Source organism: Streptomyces umbrinus (assembly GCF_030817415.1).
In the GTDB taxonomy this organism is placed as follows: Bacteria; Actinomycetota; Actinomycetes; order Streptomycetales; family Streptomycetaceae; genus Streptomyces; species Streptomyces umbrinus_A.
Map to the genome: position 1 here is coordinate 9,693,101 of NZ_JAUSZI010000002.1, position 13,081 is coordinate 9,706,181.

Genomic DNA, 13,081 nt, shown 5'->3' on the forward strand with positions numbered 1-13,081 from the left:
ACCCTGTGTCGGACGCCAAAATGCTTCCCCGCGAGGATGACTCGATCCGAAGGGACTGATGGGGTAAGGGATGTGCAATCCCGTACTTCCCACCAGCAGGCCGCCGGGCACGACCCGGTCCGCGTGGACATCGAGGCCCGGCTCAGTGAGGAGCTGGCAGCGGTGGTCATCGGTGCGCGCAGACGAGCGCTGCGGGACGGGGACCGGCAGATCGACACGGCCCATCTGCTGCACACACTCCTGGAGTCCGACCCCGAGGTGCGAGAAGCCTTCGAGAGCGGCCCGCAGGTCGCCCGGCTGCTCGGCTACCTCGTCCAGCGCAGCATCGGCTATGGGCTGCGCTGGCAGAGCTCCGTCGAGGACTCCGGTGCCATACCCGTGGTGACCGAGGACGGGTGGTCGCCGGTGGCGGCGGGCGCCCTGGAGGTCGCCGGCGAGCGGGCCCTGCGGCGGGGCGACGAACGCGCGGGCGCGGTCGACCTGCTCGCGGCGATCGTCGCCGAACCCGAGTCGCGGGCCGTGGAGGTGCTGGGACGCGCGGGGGTCGACGTACCGGCGCTGCTCGCGCGGATCGATGCCGCGGCGGGCCGGGGCATCGAGGCCTGAGCCGACAACGGGGCGTGCGGGGGCGTCGCCGGTCCACTCGGTGAGACAGGTGTCATTGGGGGTGACGCTCATGTCGTCGCCTGTCATCATGTGCCGGTGCATACGTCTGAGAGCAGTCAGGGCAACCGGGGGAGGGGCTTCGGGCTCGGCCTCGCGCTCGCGTCCGCGGTCGCCTTCGGGGGATCCGGTGTCGCGGCCAAGCCGTTGATCGAGGCGGGGCTCGACCCGCTGGACGTGGTGTGGCTGCGGGTCGCGGGCGCCGCGCTGGTGATGCTGCCGCTGGCCGTGCGCCACCGGGGGCTCGTGCGCAGGCGGCCCGCGCTGCTCGCCGGGTTCGGACTGCTCGCCGTGGCCGGTGTCCAGGCCTTCTACTTCGCCTCGATCTCGCGCATACCCGTCGGGGTCGCGCTGCTCGTCGAGTACCTCGCCCCTGCGCTGGTCCTCTGCTGGGTGCGGTTCGTGCAGCGGCGGCCGGTGACCCGTGCCGCGGCCCTCGGGGTCGTCCTCGCCGTGGGCGGTCTCGCCTGTGTCGTCGAGGTGTGGTCGGGGCTGAGCTTCGACGTCCTAGGGCTGCTGCTCGCGCTCGGCGCCGCCTGCTGCCAGGTCGGCTACTTCGTCCTGTCCGACCAGGGCAGCGACGCGGGCGAGGAGGCCCCGGACCCACTCGGCGTCATCGCGTACGGACTGCTGGTCGGCGCGCTCGTCCTGACGGTCGTGGCGCGGCCGTGGGGCATGGACTGGTCGGTGCTCGGGGGCACCGCGGAGATGGACGGCACGGCGGTCGCGGCCTCCCTGCTGCTGGGCTGGATCGTGCTGATCGCGACCGTCGTCGCCTACGTGACCGGCGTCCAGTCCGTGCGCAGGCTCTCGCCGCAGGTGGCAGGCGTCGTGGCGTGTCTGGAGGCGGTCATCGCGACCGTGCTCGCCTGGGTCCTGCTCGGTGAGCACCTGTCGGCGCCGCAGATCATCGGCGGCGCGGTCGTCCTGTTCGGCGCCTTCATCGCCCAGTCGTCCACGCCCGCCAAGGCCTCGCAGACACCGGTGGCGGGCGGCACGGGCGACGCCGAAAGGGAGTTGTCGGCGCGAGGCACCGCCGTCTAGGCTCCCGATCATGCATTCGAGCGCACTCGTTCTTCCGCCTCCGGCCGCCTGAGGCGGGCCCTCCGGAATTCCCGCCCGGCCACCGGCCGGGCGGAACGGTGCTGCCCGCGGATGAAGTCCGAGGACCATCCGCGCCGAGACGACCGACCTGATCGCGACCGACCTGGTCGCGACGACTCACCCGCCTGACGGGGCTCGTACGCCCCATCCGGCCGGTGTGCCGCTCGTACGGCGCGTGACGTGGTCCTTTCCCGAACTTCTGCGGATCTGCGGAGAGAACACGTGTCGCATGCTGTTTCCGGCCTGCCCATCGGGCGAGGCCTCCTCTGTCTGACCGTCGCCGGCGCCGCCTGGGGCACCGCGGGCGCGGTCGCCTCACTCGTCTACCGCGCCAGCGACATGGGCCCCGTCGCCCTGTCCTTCTGGCGCTGCGCGGGCGGCCTGGCCCTGCTGCTCGCCGTCCGGTCGCTCCGGCGCCCGCCACGCCCCGCCGCACGCCCCCTCCTTCGTACGCGGCTGCTGCGGACCGGAGCCACGGGCGTGGGGCTCGCGGTCTTCCAGACCGCGTACTTCGCTGCCGTCGAGGCCACCGGACTCGCCGTGGCCACCGTCGTCACCCTCGGCGCCGGTCCCGTGCTCATCGCGCTGGGAGCGCGGCTGACCATGGGTGAACGGCTGGGGCGCGCCGGATACGCCGCCGTGGCCGGGGCGCTCGCTGGGCTCGCGGTGCTCGTGCTGGGCAGTGGTGGTGCGTCGGTCCGGCCGTCGGGCGTCGCTCTCGCGGTCGTGTCCGCCGCCGGGTACTCGGTGATGACGCTGCTGACCCGCTGGTGGGGGCGCGACGGCGGCACCGACGTGTCCTCGACCACCGTGGGGGCGTTCGCCGTCACGACTCTGTGTCTGCTGCCGTTCGGGCTCGTGGAGGGGCTGGTGCCGCACACCGCCGAACCCGCCCGGGTCATCGTGCTGGTCGTGTTCATCGCCGCGGTTCCGACGGCCCTCGCCTACGCCCTGTACTTCGCGGGCGCGGCCGTCGTCCGCTCGGCCACCGTCTCCGTGATCATGCTGCTCGAACCGGTGAGCGCGGCGGTCCTGGCCGTCGGACTGCTCGACGAGCGGCTCACCGCGGCCACGGTGGCGGGCACGCTGTTGATGCTCGGGTCGGTGGCTGGGCTCGCGCTCGCGGAAGCGCGGGGCACGGGGACCGAGAGGCGGGCTCCCGAGGAGGAGCCGGCGCTGCTCCGAGGAACTGCGGGCAGCGGAGAACGTCGGTGACGGCCGTGTGGGCCCCACCCCGTAGGGTCCACACGGCCGGTCACCTATGAGGCGGCCTGCGTCACTTCGGTGTCACCTGCTGCTGCGTCGCCGCAGCAGGTGTTCCCGCGCCGCCGTGTCACCCGGACCACCTCTTGTGGTCAGTTCGGCCACAACGCGGTTCTGGATTTCCTCCGGCCGGTGATTCGCGTACTTGAACTTCGCCCGTACGTTCGTCACTTCGAGCCGCAGGCCGCGGATCCCGGGGAGGAGACGGCCGAACGGGGCCTCGCCGACCGTCGCCCGGGCGGAACCGCCCTCGGGCTGGAAGTGGCCGACCTGGCGATTGAGGAGCTCCGCCTTCTCGTCCGGGTCGTCCACCACATGGGCGGTGCACCGGAGTTGGACCGCCGCGTAGAAGCTCGTCGGCGTGCCGTGCTCGGGCGGGGAGTCCTGCGGAGCCTGCCAGGGGCCGGGCACGTACACGTAGTCGTCGACCACGCTCAGGGTCACGACCGGGTTCGCATCGAGTGCCGGCCACACCGGGTTCGGGCGGGCCAGGTGCGCGAGGACCAGTCCGTACGGTCCGGGCTCGGCCTCGTGGACGAAGTGCATCGGCTGGACGTGCGGCGGCTCGCCGGGCAGGCCGTTCACGGAAAGCTGGCCGAAGTCGTGGACGGCCAGCCACCGTTGCCATTCGGCGTCGTCGTGGGGCGCGTCCCAGGGATGTATGAGCATCAGAGGATCGCCAGGTAGTCCGGGACCTCGATCCCGGGGGCGAGGTCGGTGGCGGGGATCGGGGCGTTGTAGCCCTTGCGGAGGGGGAGGACTCCGGTCCAGTGCGGCAGGCCGAGGTCCTCGGGCTCGTCGTTCGGGCCGCCGGTGCGCAGCTTGGCCGAGACCTCGGCGAGGTCCAGGCGGAGCACGGCGGTGGCGGCCAGCTCCTTGGCGTTGGCGGGCCGGGAGTCGTACGAGCGGCCGGGCACCACGTGGTCCACCAGCGCGTCCAGGGCCTCCCGCTTCTCGTCGGGGTCCGTCACCTGGTGGGCGACGCCGTGCACCACCACGGAGCGATAGTTGATCGAGTGGTGGAAGGCCGAGCGGGCCAGCACCAGCCCGTCGACGTGCGTGACGGTGACGCAGACCGGCAGACCGGGGTCGGCCTGTCCCGCCATCCGCAACGGGCGCGAACCCGTCGAGCCGTGCAGATAGAGGTGCTCGCCGACCCGCCCGTACAGCGTGGGCAGCACGACCGGCGCCCCGTCGCGGACGAAGCCCAGATGACAGACGTACCCCTCGTCGAGGATCGAGTGCACCATCTCGTGGTCGTACGCGGCGCGCTCCTTGGAGCGGGTGGGGACGGTGCGGTCGGTCGGGGTGTAGGTGGCGGGGTGCGGGGCGGCCGTCTCCGTCATGGTGCTCTCCAGGTCTGCGTCGTCGTGTGTTCTCGCTCGTACGCCGTGCTCGCCTTGCTTGGCTTATTGCACTAGTGCATACTCAACTTTGTGCTAGAAGAGTATCGGATCGAGGGTAGGCGCGCAGCTGAGATTGCGGCCAGCGTCGAGCGTGCGGTGGGTTCCGGGGAGCTGGAGCCTGGTCAACTGCTGCCGCCGATGCGGGAGTTGGCGGGTCGGCTCGGGGTGAATCCCAATACGGTCGCGGCCGCCTATCGCACCCTGCGTGAGCGCGGGGTGATCGAGACCGCGGGCCGGCGCGGCAGTCGCGTACGGTCCAAGCCGGTGACGACGGCTCGGGAGATCTCCCGCCTGGATGTGCCGCCGGGAGTGCGGAATCTGACCGACGGCAATCCGGACCCGGCCCTGCTGCCCGCGCTCGCCGGAGTGTTCGCGGCGGCCGCGGCTCACGCGGACCGGGAGCCGGTGCTCTACGGAGAGGCCGCCGTGGAGCCGGAGCTGGCGCGCCTCGCACGTGCGGACCTGGATGCGGACGGCGTTCCGGACGGGCCGGTCGTGGTCGCCTCGGGGTCGCTCGACGCCATCGAGCGGGTGCTGGCCGTGCACCTCAGGCCCGGTGACGCCGTCGCCCACGAGGATCCCGGCTGGCGCAGTGTGCTCGATCTGATCCCGGCGCTCGGGCTGCGGGCGGTTCCGGTCGGCGTCGACGAGGAGGGGCCGCTGCCCGACGACGTACGAGCCGCGCTGGAGGCCGGGGCGCGGGCCCTGATCGTCACCGACCGCGCGCAGAACCCGACCGGCGCCGCGGTGAGCGCCACACGCGCGCGTGCCCTGCGTTCCGTGCTGGCCGACCACCCGGGGACCCTGCTCGTCGAGGACGACCACGGGCATCGCATCGTCGACCTGCCCCTGCATCCGCTGGCCGGCGTGACCCGGCACTGGGCGTTCCTGCGCTCGGTCGCCAAGGCGTACGGGCCCGATCTGCGCCTTGCCGTGCTCACCGGCGACCCCGTCACTATGGACCGTGTCCAGGGGCGGCAGCGGCTGGGGCCGGGATGGGTGAGCCGGCTGCTGCAACGGGCTGTTGCCGGGCTGTGGGCCGAAGGCGCGGTGGACGCGCGGACCGTGGCGGCGGCCTACGGGCGGCGACGGGACGCGTTGATCGGGGCGCTCGCGGAGCGGGGCGTCGAGGCGTACGGGCGCAGCGGGATGAACGTGTGGGTGCCTGTGCCGGACGAGACCGGGGCCGTCGCGCGACTGCTGCACGCGGGTTGGGCCGTCGCTCCGGGGGCCCGCTTCCGGATGAACGCGCCACCCGGGCTGCGGATCACCGTCTCGACCCTCGCGCCGGACGAGGTCGGGGCGTTGGCGGACGCGGTCACCGCCGCGGTCGGGCCGGCACCCGAGCGCCGCTACGTCTGAGACCGGGGCTCGGTGAGCCGTTGAGCCGGTGGCCTGGTGATGCGGTCGCGCGGTGGGCTCAGGGCTTGGCCTTGGCGGGCCGGGACTGGGTGAGTGCCGCGCCCGCCAGCACGATGACCGCGCCCACCGGTGTCGACCAGGCCAGCGACTCACCGAGGATCGCGACGCCCGCGGCGGTGGCGATGACCGGGATGAAGTACGTGACCATCTGGGCCGTCGTCGGACCGACCTCGGCGACCAGGCCGTACTGGATGAGAAGGGCGAGGCCCGTACCGAGAGTGCCCAGCGTGATGATCGCGAGCAGCGGTATGAGCGGGAAGTGGGTCGGCAGTGTCGTGAACAGCGGGGTGACGACTGCCAGTTGGGCCGTCGCGAGCAGAAGCTGGGCGCCGGTCAGTGAGAGGTTGGAATCGCTGGAGCCGGCCAGCGTGCGGCGGATGTAGATCCAGCCGATCGGGTAACTGAGCGACGCCAGCAGGGCCATCGCCGTGCCCGCGGCGTCCAGACCGTGGAAACCCTGCCAGGCGCCGAGCACCGTCAGCACGCCGAGGAAGCCGATGCCGAGGCCCGCGACCCGGCGGCGGGTGGGCCGGTCCTCGGAGAGGGCGACCAGCGACAGGGCCATGCCCCACAGGGGTGAGGTCGCGTTACAGATCCCCGCCAGCGTGGAAGGAATCGTCAGCTCGGAGTACGCGAACAGCGAGAACGGCAGGGCGTTGAGGAGCAGGGCCGAGACCGTCAGGTGCCCCCAGGTATGCGCTCCGCGCGGCAGCCGGTCCCGCTTCCAGGCGATTGCGACCGCGAGCACCAACGTCCCGAACAGCAGGCGGCCGAACGTCACTTGGAAGGGGGCGTAGCCATTCGTGCCGACCTTGATGAGGAGGAAGCTGAAACCCCAGACCAGAGACAGACCGGCGAAGCGGAGGCGCCAGTCGAGGGCTCGGCGACGGCGAAGGGGCGGGGCGGTGCGGAGCGAGCCCGGAGGTGCGGTGGACAAGGGGACGGGAGAGGTCTGGGGCTCGGTCGCGGCGCTCATGACGACCACGATGGGGGATCACGATCTCGTAGCACAAGCGAGATTTATGTCGTGGTACCTCGTAGTATTGCTTACATGTTGAACCTGGAGCGCCTGCGCACCCTCGATGCCCTGGCCCGGCACGGCTCGGTCAGTGGCGCCGCCGAGGGGCTGCATGTGACGACCTCGGCGGTGTCCCAGCAGATGTCCAAGCTGGAGCGGGAGGTGGGGCAGCAACTGCTCGCCAAGAACGGACGGGGGGTGCGGCTCACCGACGCGGGGCGGCTGCTCGCCGACCATGCCGCGCGCATCCTGTCCCAGGTCGAGCTCGCCCAGTCCGATCTGGAGGCGCAGCGTGGGCAGGTGATGGGGGAGTTGAGGCTCGCCGCGTTCCCCACGGCGGCGCGCGGGCTGTTTCCCACGGCGCTCGCCGCTCTGCGTGCCGAGCATCCCGGGCTGCGGGTTCGCTCGCGAGAGCTGGAGCCGGAGATCGGGGTCGCCTGGGTGACGCGCGGTGACCTCGATCTGGCGGTCGTCCTCGACTGGTACAACAAGCCGTTGCCGCTGCCGGACGGTCTGGTCAAGGCCTCGCTTCTCGACGACCCCACCGATCTGGCGCTGCCTGTCGGGCATCGCCTCGCCGATCGTTCAGAGGTGGACCTGGAGGACTTCGTCGACGACGAGTGGATCGCCTGGGACGAGGGGGAGTTCTGTCACGAGTGGCTGCTCTTCACGTTGCGGGGCAAGGGGATCGAGCCGGTCATCGCGCACCGGGCGGAGGAGCATCACACGCAGCTCGCGATGGTCGCGGCGGGGCTCGGCGTGTGCGTGGCGCCTCGCCTCGGGCGGGATCCTGTTCCGGCCGGGGTGCGGACCGTGCCGGTGCGGCCGCGTGTTACGCGGCATGTGTATGCGGTGTGGCGGGCCGATGCGGATCGGCGGCCCGCTATTCGGGCCGCTGTGGATGCGTTGCGCTCCGCGGGGGTGCGGGTTTCTTAGGCTCGGATTTTGGGTGCGGGTCCGCTGTGGCTTGTCGCGCAGTTCCCCGCGCCCCTTACGGGGCGCAAGCCTCCCCCCCTCCTCACAGGGCAGCCAGTTTGCGGAAGTCCCAGGATGCTGTTGCTTCTGGGGTGAGGCGCATCCAGGCGTGTCTGCCGTCGTGGGGCATTTCGGGGAGGCCGAAGTTCTTGCGGGCGAACAGGGGCTCCACGGAGTCGAGTTCGGGGTGGGGGTCGCCCGTGCGCGGGGCCTCGCCGATGAACTCGACGGTGCCCGACAGTTCGACGCCTCGCAGTTCGTCGTACTCCTCGCCCGTGTCGACGACCACGGCGACGCGGGGGTCGCGGCGCAGGTCGGCCCAGCGTTTGCTTCGTGTGATCGAGTACAGCCAGAGGGACTTGCCGTCCCAGACGAACCAGAGCGTGCTGACGTGCGGCGCGCCGTCGGCCGACACGGTCGCCACCCGGCAGGTGCGCTGAGTGGTCAGGAACTCGTCCAGCTCGTCGGGTGTCATCATGATCCTTCGGCCCCGGCGCTGAGTGACGGCCATACGGTTCCCCATTTCTGACGTGACGTCAGAAAAGCATGGAGTGTCTTCCGTCCGTGCGCAATGGTGGCTACGCTCGCCCGCCACCGCAGACCAGGTCGACCGGGCCGCGCCGGGCCCGGGGACCGCCCGTGACAGGGGGAGCCCATGCCGTCGCACGAGCAGCTCAGCGAACTCCTCGACCCCGCGACCACGGTCCTGCTCACCGTCGAGTGCCAGCAGGGTGTCGTCGGCCCGGACAGCGCGCTGCCCGAACTGGCCAAGGAGTTCCGTGCCTCGGGCGCGCTCGCCCAGGTCGCCCGTCTCGTCACGGCGGCCCACGAGAGCGGCGTACAGGTCATGCACGCGATCGCGGAGCGCCGTCCCGACGGACGGGGGGCCAATCACAACGCCCGGTTGTTCCGCGCGGCCGAGCGTCTGCCGGTGCGGCAGTTGTCGGGGACCACCGCGGTACGTGTCGCGCCGCCCATCGAGGTCGCCGAGGAGGATCTCGTCGTACGCCGCCTGCACGGTCTTTCGCCCCTCGCCGGTACCGACGTCGACGCGCTGCTGCGCAACCTCGGCTGCCGGGCGCTGATCGTGACCGGTGTCTCCGCCAACGTGGCCGTGCCCAACGCCGTGTTCGACGCGGTGAACCGCGGCTACACCGTCGTCGTCCCCAGCGACGCCATCGCGGGGGTGCCTTCCGACTACACCCCCGCGATGATCCGCAACACGCTCGCGCTGGTGGCCACCGTCGCCACCACGGACGAGGTACTGGCCTGCCTCAAGCGACCGCGTCGGGTCAGCCGAGCGTGATCGAGTCCCCGCTGACGGTGATCTTGGCGGCGGTGAGGCCACTCGTCGCGGGCCCCTTCTTGACGCTGCCGTCCGCGGCGTTGAACTGGCTGCCGTGGGCGGGGCAGGTGATGGTGCCGTCGGCGACGCTGTTGATCCGCTGCTTCTGGTGCGGGCACACCGTCGAGTAGGCCTTGAACTCACCGGCCGTCGGCTGTGTGACGACCACACCCTGGTCGGCGAACACCTTGCCGCCGCCTTCCGGAATGTCGGTGGTCTTGGCCAGCGCCGCACCCCCGCCGGAGCCCGACGACTTGGAAGCGTCGGAGGAGCCGGACGAGCTGTCGTCGGAGCCCCCGCAGGCGGTCAGCGTGGCGGCGATACCCGCCCCGCCCAGTGCCGCGAGGAGGGTGCGACGACAGAGCGCCGGCGCAGGCTTGAGCGATTCGCTGGACATAGTGGCGGTCCCTTCCACAGATGTGCAGATGCGCGTTTGTAAAGTTGTGTGTTGATCCAACAGGGGGTACGGGTACGTCACCCGCGCAGTTCAGGCGGTTCAGGAATTGAGCGACTTCTTGATGAAATCGAGATCCAGCCTGAGCAGGGTGTCTATCACGCCCTCCTGTGTCACCGAGTGCGTGGCTCCCGGCAGCGGAAGCACGGTGTGCGGCCGGCCCGCGGCGAGCAGCGCCGCCGAGAACCGCAGCATGTGTGCGGGCGCCACATTGTCGTCGGCCATCCCATGTACGAGCATCAAGGGGCGCGTGAGCTTGTGCGCGTGGGCCACCAGGGAGCAGCGTTCGTAGTTCTCCGGCTGGACGTCCGGGTGGCCCATGAACCGTTCCTTCCAGTGCGTGTCGTACAGCCGCAGATCGGTCGGGGCCGCGCCCGCGACCGCCGCGTGGAACACGTCGGGCCGGTGCAGCACGGCCCCCGCCGCGAGATAGCCGCCGAACGACCAGCCCCGGATGGCCACGCGTCCCGTGTCCAGTTCGGGGAAGAGCTCCGCGGCCGCGCGTACGGCGTCCGCCTGGTCCTCGATCACGGGCATGAGCTGGTCCCCGTGGATGGCGGTCTCCCAGGCCCGGTCGCGCCCCGGCGTTCCCCGGCCGTCGACGCACAGCACCGCGAAGCCCTGGTCGGCGAACCACTGGTTCACGGCGTGGTGCCAGGCGGCGGCCTTCACGACCTTCTGCGCGCCGGGCCCCGCGTACGAGTGCACGATCACGGGCAGACGGCCCGCCCCCGGTTCGTTCGACGTCGGCAGGTACAGCGCCGCCCGCAACTCCCGCTCGCCGAGGGTCAGGAAGCGGGGGCGCGGCTCGGTCACGGGCCGCTCGGCCAGCACCCGGATCCGCCCGGCCGGTCCGCCGTCCCGATGCACCGTCACCGTCTGCCCGTCGAGGGTGGTGCTGTCCAGGACGGCGGTGTCGCCCCCGACGGTGGCGCGGTGCACACCCGGCTCGTCGGTCAGCCGCTCGAAGCCCTTCTCCGGGTCGTACGACCAGACGTGCGTCTCTGTCGGCTCCTCGGACGCCGTGAAGTAGAGCCGGTCGCCCACGACACCGAGCAGTTCGTGGACGTACATGCTCTCCGGGGTGCGCACTCCCGTTTCTGTCAACAGGAGTCCGCGTGTCCCCTCCTGGGTGGTGAGGACGAGACCGGCGGTGGCGGTGGTGGCCGGGGTTCCGGGTATGAACTCCAGCCAGGCGGCGTCGCGGAGATGGTGGAGCGTCGTGGTCAGGCCCGTGGAGGAACCGATCCTGAGCAGATACGCCGAGCGCTGGTCCCTGGTCTGCACGACGGCGGAGGGCCCGGCGTCGTCCCAGGCCGCGTGCACGACGTACTCGAAGGACGGGTCGGTCCAATCGCCCGCCGGATGCGGCCCGGAAGCTTCCTTGGGGAGCCGTGCCTCGACGCGCTCGCCGTCGAGGCCCACCACGTGCAGCGACAGCTCGGCGTTGGCGGTGCCCGCGGCCGGGTAGCGGATCGCGCGCGGCGGACGCGTCGGGTCCGCCGGATCGCTGATGAACCACTGCTGGACCGGCGCGTTGTCGACCCGCACCACCAGCAGCGCGTCCCCGTCCGGCGACCACCAGAACGACCCTGTGCGGTGCAGTGACTCGGCCGAGACGTGGTCGGAGAGCCCGTACGTGATCTCCGGGCCCTCCGGCCTGGCCAGCGCGCGGTCGGCCGTGCCGTCGATGCGTACGACCCGGAGGGCGCCGTCACTCACGTACGCGATGCGGGAGCCGTCGGGGCTCGGGTGCGGGGCGACGACCGGGCCCGCGGTGGGGATCCGGCGCGGGACGCCCTCGTCCGTGCGTACGGCCCACAGGGCGCCCGAGAGGGCGAACACGACCAGGCGGACGGCCGTGTCGGTGGCGTACGAGACGATCCCCGCGCTCGTCTCGCGCGCCCGCTCGCGGCGGATCCGCTCTGCCTCCGGGACCTCGCCGCTGTCGCCGAGCGCGAGCGGGTCGGCGAGCAGCCGCTCCTCGCCGTTCTCGTACAGCCAGAGCAGGCCCGTCGTGGAGCGGCCGCTCGTGGTGCGCAGGAAGACGACGCGGTCGCCGTCCGGCGAGACGGTGAAGCCGCGCGGCACACCGAGGGAGAAGCGTTTCGTACGGGCGTGCTGCAGGGGCAGGTCTTCGGCGGTCACAGGTGATCCCTTCGTGCGAGTGGACGGGGAACGCCCCAGTAACCTGGGGCGATGCTCAAGGAAGTCAGCGCGACCCGCTATGTCACGCCGTTGCGTGAGGGCGGCTCGCTGCCGGGGCTCGTCGAGGCGGACGATCTCGGAACGTACGTCATGAAGTTCACCGGCGCCGGACAGGGACGGAAGACCCTCGTCGCGGAGGTCGTCTGTGGTGAACTCGCCCGTCGCCTGGGCCTGCGCGTACCCGGCCTGGTCACGATCGGGCTCGATCCGGTCATCGGGCTCGGTGAACCGGACCAGGAAGTGCAGGAGTTGCTCAAGTCGAGCGGGGGGCTGAATCTCGGGATGGATTTCCTCTCCCGGGCGATCGGCTTCGACGCTCTCGCGCACCAGGTGAGCCCGGAAGAAGCCGGGAGGAACGTCTGGTTCGACGCGTTGGTCAACAATGTCGACCGATCGTGGCGAAACCCTAACATGCTGGTTCGGCACGGCGACCTGTGGCTCATCGACCACGGCGCCACCATGATCTGGCACCACAACTGGCCCGGCGCGGCGGCCTCCGCGGCCAAGCCGTACGACGCCACCGACCACGCACTCGCGCCGTTCGGCCCCGATATCGCCTCCGCCGCCGCGGAGTTGGCGCCCCGTGTCACCGAGGACCTGCTCGCCGAGGTGACCGCGGCGATCCCGGAGGAGTGGCTGCGGGACGAGCCGGGGTTCGAGTCGACGGACGCGCTCAGGCGCGCGTACGCGGAGCCGCTGCTCGCCCGCGCCGCCACGATTCACGAGCGCGTCCGGACGAGCCAGGAGGGCACGAAGTGAGCGAGCGCGACGGCCGTGACGGTCGTGACGTCTATGAGTACGCCCTGCTGCGGGTCGTGCCCCGGGTCGAGCGGGGGGAGTACTTCAACGCGGGCGTGCTCGTGTACTGCCGCGCGAAGTCCTTCGTGGCCGCCCACACCCATCTCGACGAGACCAAACTGCGGGCCCTCGACCCGGAGGCGGACGCGCCCGGGGTCCGGGCCGCTCTGCGCGCCGTCGAGGGCGTCTGCGCCGGGGGAGCGGCGGCGGGTCAGGCCGCGCGCGACGACGCCGGGCGGCGCTTCCGCTGGCTGATCGCGCCCCGCTCCACGGTCGTACAGCCGGGGCCCGTGCACACAGGTCTCACGGCGGATCCCGCCGCCGAGGCGTTGCGGCTGCTCGACCTGCTGGTCAGGTAATGGCTCACACCGGCCCACCAGGCCGTTGACACTGGGTGCCAAGGCTTCTAGCGTCACGTCTGCTGA

At 71.6% G+C, this 13,081-nt stretch carries 14 protein-coding genes; 8 read left to right on the forward strand and 6 right to left on the reverse strand.

Going from position 1 to position 13,081, the window contains the following annotated elements:
* The first annotated feature begins 72 nt into the window (after positions 1-72).
* From QF035_RS42805 to QF035_RS42815, 3 genes are all read left to right on the forward strand, one after another.
* The gene (locus QF035_RS42805) at positions 73-606 is read left to right on the forward strand and encodes a Clp protease N-terminal domain-containing protein (protein ID WP_307526866.1); all 534 of its coding nucleotides are present in this window, start codon (positions 73-75) and stop codon (positions 604-606) included.
* Between the two features lie 90 nt (positions 607-696).
* Complete coding sequence (locus QF035_RS42810) at positions 697-1,707, forward strand: EamA family transporter (protein ID WP_307526867.1); 1,011 nt, start codon at positions 697-699, stop codon at positions 1,705-1,707.
* Between the two features lie 282 nt (positions 1,708-1,989).
* Positions 1,990-2,982 carry a DMT family transporter gene (locus QF035_RS42815; RefSeq protein WP_307526868.1) on the forward strand — a complete coding sequence of 331 codons (993 nt, stop codon included), beginning with the start codon at positions 1,990-1,992 and terminating at the stop codon, positions 2,980-2,982.
* 72 nt (positions 2,983-3,054) lie between these two features.
* On the opposite strand, the gene QF035_RS42820 is transcribed toward QF035_RS42815, so the two are convergent.
* Together QF035_RS42820 and QF035_RS42825 are read right to left on the reverse strand one after the other, a co-directional pair.
* Positions 3,055-3,699, reverse strand: a complete 645-nt coding sequence (locus tag QF035_RS42820; RefSeq protein WP_307526869.1) for an FMN-binding negative transcriptional regulator — start codon at positions 3,697-3,699, stop codon at positions 3,055-3,057.
* Positions 3,699-4,376, reverse strand: coding sequence for a pyridoxamine 5'-phosphate oxidase family protein (locus QF035_RS42825; RefSeq protein WP_307526870.1), 678 nt, complete (start codon positions 4,374-4,376; stop codon positions 3,699-3,701). Before QF035_RS42825 ends, QF035_RS42820 begins: the two co-directional genes overlap by 1 nt.
* Before the next feature lie 90 nt (positions 4,377-4,466).
* On the opposite strand from QF035_RS42825, the gene QF035_RS42830 reads away from it, so the two are divergent.
* Complete coding sequence (locus QF035_RS42830) at positions 4,467-5,798, forward strand: aminotransferase class I/II-fold pyridoxal phosphate-dependent enzyme (RefSeq protein ID WP_307526872.1); 1,332 nt, start codon at positions 4,467-4,469, stop codon at positions 5,796-5,798.
* Positions 5,799-5,856: 58 nt separating this feature from the next.
* Here the strand turns inward: QF035_RS42830 and QF035_RS42835 are convergent, their stop codons facing one another.
* On the reverse strand, positions 5,857-6,834 hold the full coding sequence (locus tag QF035_RS42835; protein WP_307526874.1) for a DMT family transporter: 978 nt from the start codon (positions 6,832-6,834) through the stop codon (positions 5,857-5,859).
* A 75-nt stretch (positions 6,835-6,909) separates the two neighbouring features.
* On the opposite strand from QF035_RS42835, the gene QF035_RS42840 reads away from it, so the two are divergent.
* Positions 6,910-7,812, forward strand: coding sequence for a LysR family transcriptional regulator (locus tag QF035_RS42840; protein ID WP_307526877.1), 903 nt, complete (start codon positions 6,910-6,912; stop codon positions 7,810-7,812).
* An 82-nt stretch (positions 7,813-7,894) separates the two neighbouring features.
* On the opposite strand, the gene QF035_RS42845 is transcribed toward QF035_RS42840, so the two are convergent.
* Positions 7,895-8,362 carry a pyridoxamine 5'-phosphate oxidase family protein gene (locus tag QF035_RS42845; RefSeq protein WP_307526879.1) on the reverse strand — a complete coding sequence of 156 codons (468 nt, stop codon included), beginning with the start codon at positions 8,360-8,362 and terminating at the stop codon, positions 7,895-7,897.
* Between the two features lie 144 nt (positions 8,363-8,506).
* Between QF035_RS42845 and QF035_RS42850 the strand changes: the two genes are divergently transcribed.
* The gene (locus QF035_RS42850; protein WP_307526881.1) at positions 8,507-9,157 is read left to right on the forward strand and encodes a cysteine hydrolase; all 651 of its coding nucleotides are present in this window, start codon (positions 8,507-8,509) and stop codon (positions 9,155-9,157) included.
* Here the strand turns inward: QF035_RS42850 and QF035_RS42855 are convergent.
* Positions 9,144-9,593 (reverse strand): Rieske (2Fe-2S) protein, encoded by a 450-nt coding sequence (locus tag QF035_RS42855; protein ID WP_307526883.1) that lies wholly within the window; start codon positions 9,591-9,593, stop codon positions 9,144-9,146. The genes QF035_RS42850 and QF035_RS42855 overlap by 14 nt on opposite strands.
* Positions 9,594-9,692: 99 nt before the next feature.
* A complete protein-coding gene (locus QF035_RS42860; protein WP_307526884.1) occupies positions 9,693-11,798 on the reverse strand; it encodes a prolyl oligopeptidase family serine peptidase in 2,106 nt (701 codons plus the stop codon).
* A 51-nt stretch (positions 11,799-11,849) separates the two neighbouring features.
* On the opposite strand from QF035_RS42860, the gene QF035_RS42865 reads away from it, so the two are divergent.
* Together QF035_RS42865 and QF035_RS42870 are read left to right on the forward strand one after the other, a co-directional pair.
* A complete protein-coding gene (locus QF035_RS42865; protein ID WP_307526886.1) occupies positions 11,850-12,617 on the forward strand; it encodes a HipA family kinase in 768 nt (255 codons plus the stop codon).
* Positions 12,614-13,015 carry a DUF3037 domain-containing protein gene (locus QF035_RS42870; protein WP_307526888.1) on the forward strand — a complete coding sequence of 134 codons (402 nt, stop codon included), beginning with the start codon at positions 12,614-12,616 and terminating at the stop codon, positions 13,013-13,015. Before QF035_RS42865 ends, QF035_RS42870 begins: the two co-directional genes overlap by 4 nt.
* Positions 13,016-13,081 lie beyond the last annotated feature (66 nt).